Annotated in this window: 11 protein-coding genes and 1 tRNA gene; 6 read left to right on the top strand and 6 right to left on the bottom strand. The window is 57.2% G+C overall.

The window, feature by feature from the left end; genetic code table 11:
* The 5 genes from ACR0D7_RS13820 to ACR0D7_RS13800 form a co-directional block, all read right to left on the bottom strand.
* On the bottom strand, nt 1-735 hold the full coding sequence (locus ACR0D7_RS13820; protein WP_480679527.1) for an SDR family NAD(P)-dependent oxidoreductase: 735 nt from the start codon (nt 733-735) through the stop codon (nt 1-3).
* Nucleotides 732-1,463, bottom strand: a complete 732-nt coding sequence (locus ACR0D7_RS13815; protein WP_480679526.1) for an SDR family NAD(P)-dependent oxidoreductase — start codon at nt 1,461-1,463, stop codon at nt 732-734. Before ACR0D7_RS13815 ends, ACR0D7_RS13820 begins: the two co-directional genes overlap by 4 nt.
* Nucleotides 1,464-1,474: 11 nt before the next feature.
* The gene (locus ACR0D7_RS13810; RefSeq protein ID WP_480679525.1) at nt 1,475-2,578 is read right to left on the bottom strand and encodes a mandelate racemase/muconate lactonizing enzyme family protein; all 1,104 of its coding nucleotides are present in this window, start codon (nt 2,576-2,578) and stop codon (nt 1,475-1,477) included.
* A gap of 73 nt (nt 2,579-2,651) precedes the next feature.
* Complete coding sequence (locus ACR0D7_RS13805) at nt 2,652-4,199, bottom strand: trimethylamine methyltransferase family protein (protein ID WP_480679524.1); 1,548 nt, start codon at nt 4,197-4,199, stop codon at nt 2,652-2,654.
* 164 nt (nt 4,200-4,363) lie between these two features.
* Nucleotides 4,364-6,187: a BCCT family transporter gene (locus tag ACR0D7_RS13800; RefSeq protein WP_480679523.1), complete on the bottom strand. Its 1,824-nt coding sequence runs from the start codon at nt 6,185-6,187 to the stop codon at nt 4,364-4,366.
* A gap of 372 nt (nt 6,188-6,559) precedes the next feature.
* Here ACR0D7_RS13800 and ACR0D7_RS13795 point away from each other — a divergent pair, with 372 nt between their 5' ends.
* The 6 genes from ACR0D7_RS13795 to ACR0D7_RS13770 all read left to right on the top strand — a co-directional run bounded on the left by ACR0D7_RS13795 (nt 6,560) and on the right by ACR0D7_RS13770 (nt 11,749).
* Nucleotides 6,560-7,465 carry a LysR substrate-binding domain-containing protein gene (locus tag ACR0D7_RS13795; protein ID WP_480679522.1) on the top strand — a complete coding sequence of 302 codons (906 nt, stop codon included), beginning with the start codon at nt 6,560-6,562 and terminating at the stop codon, nt 7,463-7,465.
* 99 nt (nt 7,466-7,564) lie between these two features.
* Nucleotides 7,565-8,716 carry an aromatic ring-hydroxylating oxygenase subunit alpha gene (locus ACR0D7_RS13790; protein WP_480679521.1) on the top strand — a complete coding sequence of 384 codons (1,152 nt, stop codon included), beginning with the start codon at nt 7,565-7,567 and terminating at the stop codon, nt 8,714-8,716.
* 48 nt (nt 8,717-8,764) lie between these two features.
* Nucleotides 8,765-9,004, top strand: coding sequence for a hypothetical protein (locus ACR0D7_RS13785; protein WP_480679520.1), 240 nt, complete (start codon nt 8,765-8,767; stop codon nt 9,002-9,004).
* Nucleotides 9,005-9,146: 142 nt separating this feature from the next.
* Complete coding sequence (locus tag ACR0D7_RS13780) at nt 9,147-10,619, top strand: flavin-containing monooxygenase (protein ID WP_480679519.1); 1,473 nt, start codon at nt 9,147-9,149, stop codon at nt 10,617-10,619.
* Between the two features lies 1 nt (nt 10,620).
* Nucleotides 10,621-11,589 carry an alpha/beta fold hydrolase gene (locus ACR0D7_RS13775; protein WP_480679518.1) on the top strand — a complete coding sequence of 323 codons (969 nt, stop codon included), beginning with the start codon at nt 10,621-10,623 and terminating at the stop codon, nt 11,587-11,589.
* 83 nt (nt 11,590-11,672) lie between these two features.
* Nucleotides 11,673-11,749 (top strand) — tRNA-Met (locus ACR0D7_RS13770).
* Between the two features lie 167 nt (nt 11,750-11,916).
* On the opposite strand, the gene ACR0D7_RS13765 is transcribed toward ACR0D7_RS13770, so the two are convergent.
* A partial coding sequence (locus tag ACR0D7_RS13765) for a hypothetical protein (RefSeq protein ID WP_480679517.1) occupies nt 11,917-12,444 on the bottom strand: 528 nt, incomplete at its 5' end.

Here is a 12,444-nt window from a genome sequence, read left to right as displayed (position 1 = left end):
TCAGGGCAGGCTCAGTTTGGCCATGCGGCCTCCATCCACAGTGTAGACCTGTCCGGTAATGAAGCTGGCATCATCCGAGGCGAGAAAGGCCACCAACGCCGCTACTTCTTCCGGTGCGCCGGTTCGGGCGATCGGATGTATGCGTTTGATGTCTTCCTGAAACGCTTGTGGGTCCGGCATCGACGCGATGAAATCTAGGTTCAGCCCGGTATCAATCCAGCCCGGCGCGACCGCGTTGCAGCGTACCCCGTCGACCCCGTGATCCACGGCCACTGCGCGCGTCAGACCGTGCAACCCGGCCTTCGATGCGCAATAGGCAGCGTGGCCGGGATTACTGCCCAGCCCTTCGATGGAGCCTATATTGACGATCGACCCGCCTACCTGCCGCAGATGAGGCAGTGCTGCCTTAATTAAAAGGAATGGCGCAGTAAGATTGACGGTCAGGTTGCGGTGCCAATCTATCAGGCTCATCTCTTCGACCGAGGCTTCCTGCATCATACCCGCGTTGTTGACCAGGATATCAAGCCGCCCTGCTTGGTCGACAACCTGATCGACAACAGATAGCGGGCTGTCGGGAGAGGTGAAATCAGCCTCGATCCCATCAAAATCAGGGTCTGCTCCGCGTTGGGCGGTGAACACCTGCGCACCGTCATCTCGAAGCCGCTGCGCAATGGCGCGACCGATACCGCTTCGCCCTCCGGTAACAAGGGCGGTTTTGCCTTCAAATCGGGTCATGAGACAGGTTTGCCTCCGTTCACTTCCAGCAACGCACCACAGATATAACGTGAGGCGTCCGACACAAGAAACATCACCACTTCAGCAATATCCTCGGGCTCAGCAATACGCCCCAGCGGGACCGTCTGGCCCAGTTCCGCCACCGCCGTATCAGGATCAAACCCGCGTTTGGCGAAACCCGACCGCAGCATCGGCGTGTTCACCTCATTCGGGCAGACGGCGTTGATGCGGATGCCTTGATGGGCGTGGTCCATACCCATGCATTGGGTTAGCGAAGCAATCGCGGCCTTGGTCATGCAATAGACAGCATGGTTCGGACCGGGCCGCAGACCCCAGCAAGAGGCTGTGTTGACGATGGCGCCCCCACCGTTTTCGGCCATGATCGGGATTGCGGCACGGCAAATACGGAAAGGGGCCTCGACATTCACGCCTAGCGACAGCGCCCAATCTTGGTCCGTCGTTTCAGTCACCGCCCCGCGCGAGATGACCCCGGCGTTATTGACCACGATATCCAGCCTGCCCAGCGCATCCGCGGCGGCCCGGGGCAACTCGTCCGCATAAGAAGCGTCTAGCAGATCCCCCGGCAGATGTGCGTCCGCCTCAATACCGTCGACCGAGCGATCTGCGACGGCCACACGGGCACCCTCCGCTCGCAGACGCTGCACCAGAGATGCACCTATGCCGCCAGCGGCACCGGTGACCAACGCTGTTTTCCCTTCGAATTTCATGCAATCTCCCATCAAAAAGATGCCACTGGTGTGCCGAAACGGCTTTCGTCGGGCACAACGCCCAACCCCGGCCCGGTCGGCACCTGAATGTGGCCACCTTCAATCTGAATTCCGTTCTCGAGGTCATAATGCCCCTCGATATAAGGCGCGGCCAACCAGACGCCCTCACACAGATCGGACCGCACTGTCGCTCCGATATGCGTGCAGGCCGCGGCGATGATATCTCCTCCCCAACTGTCATCGCATGTATGAGGCAAGTTACGGGCCTCACACAGATCGCGAAATGCGCGCATTGGGTGCAACCCGCCAATCCGTGTGACCTTCATGCCGAACCCATCCACCAGACCGGTGCCTGCGGCGGTGATGACCGTATTGAGGCTGGTGCTGCTTTCATCCATGTAGATCGGATGCGACACCTGCGGGCGAATTTTCTGCAAATCTTCGGTCGTGTTGCAGGGCTGCTCCATCACGAAGGGAATATCCGGGCATTCGCGGCTGACCCGTAGCGCATCCCGCGTAGTCCAACCACGGTTGCCGTCCACGGCAAGACGCATCCCTGATCCGCGCACGACCTCCCAGACCTTACGGATCGTTTCGATGTCAATCTCGACCGGACGCCCGCCGACCTTAATCTGCAAACGAGGGTAACCCTCGGCCAGCTTTTCGGCCGCCAGACGCGCAATATCGTCTGGGGCACCCACCCCGGTCGCATAATAAGATGGCACCCTGTCCGTTACAGCTCCGCCCAGCAGGTTCGAAACACTGACACCATATTGCTTGCCCAGCAGATCATGCACAGCAGTATCAATGGCGGCCTTGGCATAGTTATGGCCGTTCAGCAGGCTGTCCATCTGACGATGCAAGGTCACGGGCAACAACTCGGTCCCGATCAGGTCAGGTGCCATCAACGCCAGCGCAGCGCGGGCACCTGTGGCGTGTGCCTCGGCATAAGTTGGACCAACAGGGCAGGTTTCGCCCCAGCCAATCAGGCCATTTTCAGCCACCAGTTTGACCAAAGTCGTGTCCAAAGACCAAACCTGTGCCCGTGCCATGGTATATGGACCATTCCGAACCGGCAGGTTGTGGCTGTAGATGTGTATTTCTGCGATTTTCACTGCGCGTTTCCGCTAGTTTATGAAAGAAAAAGCCCGCCCGTAGCCCGGGCGGGTGAGTTGCGGGGAGTTTATTCTAGTAGCTCTGATTCAATTCATCAGCTGCAGGAATTTCCCGTTCTCGCCGCGCGATGTAATCCAGCAAGGCTTCATTCTTGGCTTCATCGAGTTTGGGTTCCTCGTATTCCGCCAGCAAAGACCGGGCACGGTTCAGGGCGCGTTCAGTGATCTCGACACTGCCCTCGGCCTGCCATTGTTCGATCGAGTTATTGTCGAACAGTTCTGGCATGAAGAAGGCACTTTGGAAGTTGTCCTGCGTGTGCGGGTGGCCCAGATAGTGCCCGCCCGGCCCGACATCCGGCACCGCGGCAATGGCCTGATCGAAGTCATGCCATTTCGGCCCCTCGGCCATGCGATAAGCCATGGCGCATTGCTCGGCATCAACGATGAACTTGGCGACAGAACAATGCATCCCGGCTTCATTCCACCCCGCGCTGTGCCAGATGTAGTTGGCCCCTGCATGGACAACTGCCTGAAGCGTGGTCGCAGATTCATATCCCGCCTGTGCATCAAACGTCTTAGCCCCGCCCAACGTGTTCGACGTGCGCCACGGCACATCGTAATATCGGGCCATTTGACCAATCATGAAGTTCATCAGGCTGATCTCGGGCGTGCCCGCCATCGGCGCGCCGGACTTCATCGACACGGTCGAAAGGTAGTGGCCATAGATCGCCGGAGCCCCCTTGCGGATTACCTGAGTATAGGCCAGCGCGCTCAGCGCCTCGGCATTCAGCTGTGCCACAGTAGCCGGAACAGACGCGGGCGTATTGGCACCACCCAGCACAAAGGGTGAGCACAGCACCGGTTGCTTACGGCGGCAGAAGGCCCGCATCGCGCCCAGCATGGTTTCATCCCACACCAAGGGCGAGTTACCATTGCAATTGCCTGTGGTGACAGGGTGATCCTCAAGGAATTCTTCCCCAAACAGGATCGCACACATATCCATCACGTCCTCGGCGTTTTTGGGGCTGGTGGTCATGCCCATGAACGTCTTGTCCGAGTGTTTCATCGACGAATATGTGATGCGCAGGTGGCGCTGGCTGATCGGGTGATCATAGGGTTCTACGATATGATGCGCCGAAGAATGCAGCGCGGGCATCATGTGGCTCAGCTTGTGGAACATCGCCAGATCGTCCAGCGTCGGGTTGCGGCGCACATCGTCCAGATCACGCAGGAAGGGCGCACCTGTCATCGGCACGAAGATCGAGTGCTTGCCACCCAGTCGCACATTCTTTTTCGGATCGCGCGCGTGATAGGTAAAGTCGCTTGGAATGGTGGCAATCAGTTCGCGCACCAGTCCACGGTCCAGATAGACCAATTCACCTTCGACCTTGGCTCCAACCCGTTTCCAGTCCTCCAAAGCAATGGGGTCGCGGAACTGGACACCAACATTTTCGAGAATATTCATCGAAGCGTTGTCGATGCGTTCAACTTGTGCAGCGTCCATTACCTCGCACAAGGGAATGCCGCGGGTCAGGCCCGGCAGCATTTCAAAATTCGGGGCCGAGCGTAAAGCGCGGCGGGCAGAGCGTCCGCCTGCACGGGACGCGGTTCGGATGTTCATGGGGCAATCCTCCAATCTTAAGTATCAAATTGGGGGATTCGGAACACTGCTGCCTCACTGATTGCGATATCTGCTTGCAAGAAGCGACCCTTTACTCAAAACAAAAAGCGCCGCCCCGATCTGGGGGCGGCGCATGTCTTGGAAGTAGTAGTTAGGCTGAACGCTTATTCAGCGGCCTGCGTCGCAACGCCGTGCTTATCGCGCTGGCTGTCACGGAACAGTGCCTTGGCCAAAGAAACCATCATAAGCCCCATGACCATGGTAAAGGGCAAGGCTCCGATGATCATGGCATTGCGCAGCGCATCCATCGGGTTGTTTTCACCCGCGGCCAGAATCAGCGCGCCGATCACTGCCGTCAGGATTACACCCCAGATGATACGGTGCTTGATGCCGGTTTCCTGGCTACCGCCAGACATGATGGTGTTCATCACCAGAATGCCCGAGTCCGCCGAAGTCACCAGGAAGGTCATGATCAGGATCACGCACATGACGTTCAGCATCGACAGAAGCCCACCGTCAATCATGTAGGACAGCGTTACAAACAGCTTGTTGGTGTTCGAGGCGCCAATGATCGCGCCTTCGGCAGCACCGGCCAGTTCCAGATCAATCGCGGTGCCACCCAGAACGGTCATCCAGGCAAAGCAGACCAGTGCGGGCGCGAACACGCAGCCCAAGATGAACTCACGCACCGTACGACCCTTGGAGATACGCGCCAGGAACAGACCCACGAAGGGCGAGAACGCGATCCACCAAGCCCAGTAGAACGTGGTCCAACCAGCCTGCCAACCGAACTGACGCCCCTGCTCACCTGCCGCATAGGCCGCGGTCAGAGTAGCTTCGTCCAGTTCGGCAGCTGCGCCTTCCAGACCGCCCTTGAAGCCGTCAAAGCTGCCCCAGGCATTGGTTGCGCCACCCATAAGATCAGCGGCATGCGCCTGTGCTTCGGTCGGCAGAGCCGCCGCGAAGGCTTCGGCCGATAGCGGACCATAGGCGTTAAAGCTAAGCGAGATGAAGTGCAGGATATAGTCGATCATGGCCGTGCCGTAAGTCGTCAACGCAAAGACAAACGAACCAAACACCACGAAGGTGCCCAGCAAAATGATCGATAGCACCAGGTTCAGGTTGGACAGATACTTAACACCACGGCCAACACCAGAAACCGCCGAAATGATCGACAGGCCCATGATGACGACGAGGCCCGAGATCAGACCAACTTTGCTGGGGGTTGGAACTTCGCCACCCAGATCCATAACCCAACCCATCCCGGTAATGGCATAGAGCCCATCAATGAACTGGCTGACGCCATAGCCAATGGTGACGGACACACCGAGGATCGTTGCGACAACGCCCAGAACGTCGACCACATGGCCGAAGAAGCCATTGACGAAACGACCAAACAGAGGGGTCAGCGCCGAGCGGATGGTCAGCGGCATCCCGCGGGTATAGGCATAATAGGCCAGTGAAAGACCAGTCACGACATAGATTGCCCAGGCGTGGAAACCGTAGTGTAGAAAGGTGAACCGATACGCCGACTGAACGGACTCGGGGTCGTTACCAGAAACATCGCCCGACAGAACCACGGGGTTCGACCCCCACAAACCTAACGGCTCGGCGGTGGCAAAAACCATTAGACCGACGCCCAGACCAGCGCCAAACATCATCGAGAACCAGGAGAAATTCGAAAACTCGGGCTTTTCTCCGGGTGCCCCCATGATCCGGCGCCCAGTGGCGGGGATGATGGCGACTATGGCCAGGAAAAAGAAAAACAGGCCTACGATAACAACGTAGAAGCTGTTGAAAACCTCAAGCAACTGGCCGTTCAGGCTGCCCAGCGTGCTGTTCGCGTTGGCAGGAAATACCAGCGCCCACAGCACCAAGCCGACCATGATGGCCTTACTGATCAATGCAATGGGAACGCTGTAGTTTTCATAGAAACCGGCGTCTGCCGTTTCTATCTCAACATCCGTAAATGGTTCGGGTACCGACATCTTGTCCTCCGTGTTGGCGGTATGCGTTGGGTTAAGCTCGCTGTCTTGCGAGGTCCCAATTCTGATCTTTCCTTCAACCCGGTCCTGTGGTGCGCCGCACCATTCCTCCGTCGGAGCAGGTCACTGAAAGGTTTTTGGGCGCTAAGCCCAAGGCCGCTTTAAAAAGCGACAGATTTTTGTCAGTTTGCGTAACCCAGCAGAACAGCGATCATCCAGCCAAAACCGACAGTTTTTGTTGTTTTACGACACAACCCTGAAACGTTACTTGCAAATGCACCTTCTGAGCAACCAGCGCTGGCTTTCAACCGCAAAAATCCTAATATTCAAGTGAACCAAGCTCACCCGTAACCCTGCAGCGATTCCTGAAGAACCATGTCTAGACGTCATTACAACCTTCCGCCATTGACCACGCTGTCTGCGTTCGAAGCCGCCGCCCGACACCTTAGCTTCAAGAACGCGGCCGAAGAACTTTCAGTCACACCCGGTGCGGTCAGCCACCAGATCAAGGCACTGGAGGGCGACCTGGACACAACATTGTTCCTGCGCAAGCACCGCGGCGTTACCTTGACTGAAGACGGCACAGCGCTGCACGAAGCTCTGTCATCCTCCTTCGGGCGCATTTCGAAAGTGCTGTCTTCGATCCGAGACCGCAAGTCAGGTGGCAAGGTCACGGTCGGGTCAACGACGGCAGTTGCGGCGTTGTGGCTGTCTCCGGCAGTGATCCGGTTCTGGCGCGAGATGCCGGACGTCAACGTGGATCAGCTATCACAAGACCGCCCGTTCCGAGATCGCCCAGATGTAGATTTCTTTATACGCTACGGGCGCGATAGCGACCCGACCCTGTCTCACACGTCCTTGTTTCGCGACCACCTTGTTCCGGTTGCCAGCCCCGAAGTTGCCAACAGGCTAACAGGTGCCAGCCTGCAGGAACTAGCGGCAGAGCGGCTAATTCATCTAGCCTCGGAGGATCGCAGTTGGACAACATGGCCGGAGTGGTTCCAACAATTGGGGTATACGGGCTCCATTCCGATTGAATCACGCGTCAACAGCTATTCGGTGGCGCTGCAGCTGGCGCGCAAGGGTGCTGGGCTGGCACTTGGCTGGCAACGCCTGATCCAACCAATGCTCCAATCAGGCAAGCTGGTAGTAATCGGCCCACATCATCTGAGCGCACCGAACCAGTTCTACCTTGTTGGCCGCCCGGACGAGGAGCTTACGGACAGCGCTCGTGCCCTGAAGGATTGGATCATTCAAGAAGTTCATGACAGTTCGGTTTAGATCAGATCACCCTCTGGTGAAGATTTCTGATATTGAGTAGAGGCGGCGCTACTCGCCAATAGGAAAAGGAACGCATCCAGCAACCTTCAGGAGAGCCCGATGAACAAGCACAGTACGCTGTCTTCCGTATTGGCCGATGTGACTGTCGCCAACGGCCTGCCGAACGAACATTACGTTGATCCGGTCATTTTTGCCGAGGAAAAACGATCGGTGCTTTATGCCAATTGGTCCGGCATTGGCTTTGGCAAGGATGTGCCCGAGGAAGGCGACGCAAAACCGGTCGATTTTCTGGGCATGCCGCTACTTATCGTCCGCGACCGTGATGGTGAGATTGGCGTGTTTCAAAATACCTGCCGCCATCGCGGAATGATCCTGGTCGACACGCCACGTAAGATAGGCGGCGCCATTCGCTGCCCCTATCACAGCTGGTGCTACAGCCTGAAAGGTGAGTTGCGCGCGACCCCGCATGTCGGCGGTCCGGGTCAGAACAAGCACGAAGACGTAAACCGCGACGATCTTGGCCTCGTCCGCATCCGCTCGCATGTCTGGCGTGATGTGATCTTTGTGAACGTCGATGGCAATGCGCCAGAGTTCGAAGACGCCCACGGCGCCTTGCTGGAGCGCTGGAAGGAATTCGACAAGCCCCTGCATCACGGCGGCGAAACGTCCTCATTCAAGCTGGAGGTCAAAACCAACTGGAAACTGGCGGTCGAGAATTACTGTGAAAGCTACCACCTGCCCTGGGTCCATCCTGGCCTGAACAGCTATTCCCGGCTGGAAGATCACTATAACATCGAAGCCCGCGGGCATTACTCGGGTCAGGGCTCACTGGTCTATCGTCAGCTTACCGATCAGGACGGCGCAACATTTCCGGATTTCGACGGGCTAAGCGACAAGTGGGACGAAGGTGCGGAATATGTGGCGCTTTACCCCAATGTCCTGCTCGGTGTGCAGCGTGACCATGCTTTTGCCATCGTTTTGGAACCGGTGGACCACGAAAATACCGTCGAGCATATCGAGCTGTACTACGCCCAAAGCGTTGAAGACACGCCCCAGCATGATGGTTTGCGGGCCTCGAACGCGCAACTTTGGAAAACCGTGTTCGAAGAAGATGTATTTGTGGTCGAAGGCATGCAGAAGGGCCGCCACGGGGTGCTGTTTGATGGTGGGCGGTTTTCGCCGGCAATGGACGGGCCGACGCACAACTTCCACCACTGGGTTGCAACCCAAATCGAAAACGGTCGCGCATAGTAAAATCAGGCCAGCCCCCTCGGCTGGCCGCTTCGGACGAGAGATATAATGGGCAAAGATGAGTTGGATCGCCTGCTGCTTGAGGCCCATGATCGAGACGACCATGCGGCCCTGATCCGCTATTACACCATCGCCGCGGATGAATGCGAAGCCTCTCAGGACATCGACGCGACCTGTTTCTATCTGACCCATGCCTTTGTGTTTGCGCTGGAAGCTGGCGCGCCCGAAGCAGACACGCTGAACGCCAGGCTGGCCGCTCATGATCGGGCGCATCGGCTAGAGTTCTAGGATTGCTCCGGAAATCCATACCCTCCCCTATTCGCCTGAACATACCGTGATCAGTCCCTGACCCAAAGGCAGGCTGTTCACATGCGCCTCTCTGACTATACTCAAACCGGACCGTCACGGTCGTTTTGGGAGGGTCGAGTGCATGGAGCATTGCACGGACATGCTGATTGTCGGCGCCGGGTTTTCAGGCCTGACCATGGCGATCGAGGCCCGCAAGCGCGGCATCCGTGATATCGCCATCCTTGAAAAAGCAGGGGATATCGGCGGCACCTGGCGCGAGAATACCTATCCCGGCGTGGCCTGCGATATCCCCTCGCACCTGTATTCGATGGCCACACATCTGAACCCGGATTGGAGCCGAGCCTATGCCGAAGGTCCTGAGATTCAGGCCTATCTGCAAAAAGTCTGCCGGGATGAGGGCTTGTATGATCTGTGCCACTTCAACCAGCAATTCAAGTCCGCCCACTGGGACGGCACCCGATGGCAGGTGGCAACAGAGGATGGGCAGCGTTGGTCGGCGCGGTTTCTAATCTCGGCCATCGGCGCACTGCACCTGCCCAGCATTCCTGATATACCGGGCACCGACAGCTTTCCCGGCCCCAAATTCCACTCTGCCGAGTGGGATCACGATACGGAGTTTGCAGGAAAACGCATCGCTGTGCTCGGCACCGGAGCGTCGGCCGTGCAGTTCGTGCCCGAGATTGCCAAGACAGCTGCCCATGTCATCATCTTTCAGCGTACCGCACCGTACGTCCTGCCCCGTCCTGACGGCCCGATTGCACCGTGGTTTCGCAGGTTGTACCGGCTCATCCCGATCCTGCCACGATTGCGACGCAAGCTGATTTATATAGTTTTCGAATACCGCCACCGCGTCTTTCGCGGAGAAGAGCGGATGGTGAATTTTGCCATGAAAATGTGGCGTAGAGGGTTGGAGAAAGCGATTTCCGACCCCGAAGAACGCAAGCGTCTGACACCCGACTACCGGATCGGCTGCAAACGCATCCTCAGTTCAAACGACTGGTATCCGGCTCTGGCGCGAAAGAACGTGTCGGTGATCCCCTACGGGGCAACCTCGATTAAGGGGAACCAAGTAATAGCTTTAGACGGTAGTCACGCGCAGGCCGATATTCTGATCTGGGGCACAGGGTTTCGCGTGACCGACGTGATCGAGCGCCTCGACATCACCGGCATTGACGGACTGACCCTGCGTGATGCGTGGGCTAACGGGATGCAAGCCAATTTGGGGACTGCAATAGCCGGGTTCCCGAACTTCTTTATCCTTTTGGGGCCGCATACCGGGTTGGGTCACAACTCGGTCGTACTGATGATCGAGGCGCAGGTCCGCCATATCGGCCGCGTACTGGATCAGATGAAACGCGACGGAATACAGGCCATCACGGCCGACGCCGCCAAGCAAACGGCATTCACGCAAGAGATACAGGACCGCCATTCAGACAGTGTCTGGCAAGCGGGCGGTTGTACCTCCTGGTATCAGGATGCCAAAGGTCGCAACACAACCCTGTGGCCAGGCACCGTGTCGGAATATGAAAAACGCATGGCTCGATCCGGGCTGGAACAATACACCCCTGCCCCATCACAAGGCGGAGACCGCTGAAATGACCGCTCTTCTGACCATCGTCCTGCTCATCACCGCATTTTTTGTCGGCATGAACCTGTGGACCCGCAAACTCACCCGCGATGGGCTCAAACGGGTGCCGCAACTTGGAGACATCATGCCCGTGAAGGGCGGTAGCATTCATTATGTCGAGAAAGGTGACCCGTCGAAACAGACCATCGTTATGATCCACGGGCTGACCGGGCAATTGCAGCATTTCACCTATGCTCTGGTCGATATTCTGGCTGATGACTACCACATCATTGCCGTCGACAGGCCAGGCTGCGGATACTCGACCCGTGACAGCGCCGATCTGGGCAGTCTGCCCGAACAAGCACGGATGATACAGGAGTTTCTGGACACCAAGGACATATCTGACGCAGTTCTGGTTGGTCACTCGTTGGGGGGCGCCGTCTCGCTGGCTATGGCGCTGGAGCATCCAGATAAGACCAAAGCGCTGGCCTTGCTGGCACCTTTGACGCAGAAAATGGCTACCCCACCACAGGTCTTCAAACCACTTGGGATTCGCATCGAATGGCTGCGCAGCTTGATGGGCAACACAATTGCCGTGCCACTGGCCGCCAAAACTGCGCCATATGCATTGGGGGTTGCATTCTCCCCCGAACCCGCACCGGCCGATTTTCTGGATCGCGCCGGTGGCGCACTTGGTCTGCGCCCCTCGGCCTTCATCACCGGCTCGCAGGATGTTGTCGGCATCGACGAAAGCATCGACGCGCAGATGGCCAGATACGCTGAGCTAACCGTACCCGGAGGAATTCTGTACGGCGCTCAGGACGCAATCCTGTCTCCGCAAAAGCAGGGGGAACCCATGAAACTCTTTGGCCTGACCAACAACACCATCGACCAGGCCGGTCACATGATCCTGATCACTGCGCCCGATGCCTGCGCCGCCTTCATCCGGCGGATCACCGAAGCTGCACGCGTCGACGCAACCAACAAAACGGTTTGACGAGTGCAGCAAAGAATCCGACTTTGACCGTGTTTTCCCTCTTGACCCTCATCAACCCCTCCCTTAAATCGCCTTTCACTCATGGCGGAGTAGCTCAGTTGGTTAGAGCAGCGGAATCATAATCCGCGTGTCGGGGGTTCAAGTCCCTCCTCCGCTACCATAACCCACACCTTTTTGGAACGGCTTGATACTAAGGCGTTGAAGTGGCCTTGGATCTCAACCGGCATGCCGTCTTCCTCGGTTTGCGACACAACAATCTCCGAGATCAAGTCGCGACACGTCCACAGTTGGCCACATTAAAATACGATGGTCGTGCTGACGAAGTCGTCAAACTAGAAGCCAGTCGACAAATTCGAAATCCAGATAGTCTGTCCGTAGCGGCTCGTTACCGTCTTTTGTTCCTACGATTTCGATCTCATCACCGCTGGAAAGAGATACATTTGCAATGGTACGCTCCACGAAAGATGTGTTGTTAGCAAGCTTACCGCCAGCATCCACATTCCAGATGAAATTATCGACCTCGACCCCATTTACCAACAGACTCATCTGTGATTGGCCATCGTTTTCATCAAAGTATCCCAAGTTCAGATCATACACCCCTTCGGCACCAGAAAAGGTATAAGACGCTCTCTGTTCGCCGTTCCCACCCGCCTGAAGATACTGATCGCCGGATGCAACATTGTTATTTTTAATTTTGAACCCGCTAACGATCTGAAAAGTCTCGGCTTCAACTCTGAAGGATGGCGGCGGGCCAGCGGTATCGGCGGCAAACCCGGCAAGGGCGGGATCTTCGGCCACCGCATTGCCGCCGGTGTCAAAAACCTCGTCCGCCAGCAGGGCAACGGTATAGGCGCC

This window comes from Ruegeria sp. BB7, from assembly GCF_056539365.1.
Note: the sequence above shows the minus strand (reverse complement) of the source record. Positions and strands in the feature narration are given on the sequence as shown.